The 503-nt window shown below is 71.6% G+C and carries 1 protein-coding gene; it reads right to left on the bottom strand.

What is annotated here, in order from left to right:
- Positions 1–404, bottom strand: a 404-nt coding sequence (locus ACSNOH_RS35100; RefSeq protein WP_436725492.1) for a TetR/AcrR family transcriptional regulator, incomplete at its 3' end; no start/stop codon positions are given.
- Positions 405–503 lie beyond the last annotated feature (99 nt).

Raw genomic sequence — 503 nt, 5'->3', positions numbered from 1 at the left:
AGGTTGAGGAACCGGCCGAGGAGCCGGCTGGCCCACGGGTGGGCGGCGAGGGTCCTGCGGTACGCCTCGGCCAGGCCGCGGAGCTGATCGCGCCAGTCGGCGTCCTCGTCGGACAGGTCCGGCAGCGCCATCTCGCTGCAGATCTCGTCGAGGGCGTACTCCAGGAGGTCGTCCTTGTTGTCGACGTACCAGTAGACCGACATGGCGGTCACGCCGAGCTCGGTGGCAAGGCGCCGCATGGAGAACTTCTCCAGGCCCTCGGCGTCGAGAAGGCGGATGGTCGCCGCGACGATCCGCTCGCGATCGAGGTTGCCCTGGTCGTCCCGGCGCCGCGGGGCGGCGGCCGACTTCCCGGACAGCCACACGCTGGTCCGCGGATTGCTCGTCTGCTTACCGCCGGCCATTCCCTGGTGCCTCCCTGTCCTCGACCATACGCCCGAAATGCTAGGCCCTGCGCCCACGGCCCGGGGCGGGCGGTAGGGGCGGGGCGGTCCGGGGCGCTA

It is taken from the genome of Streptomyces sp. URMC 127 (genome assembly GCF_051386535.1).
Lineage (GTDB): Bacteria > Actinomycetota > Actinomycetes > Streptomycetales > Streptomycetaceae > Streptomyces.
The sequence above is the reverse complement of the archived record's forward strand: the minus strand, read 5'-3'. Positions and strand labels throughout refer to the sequence as shown.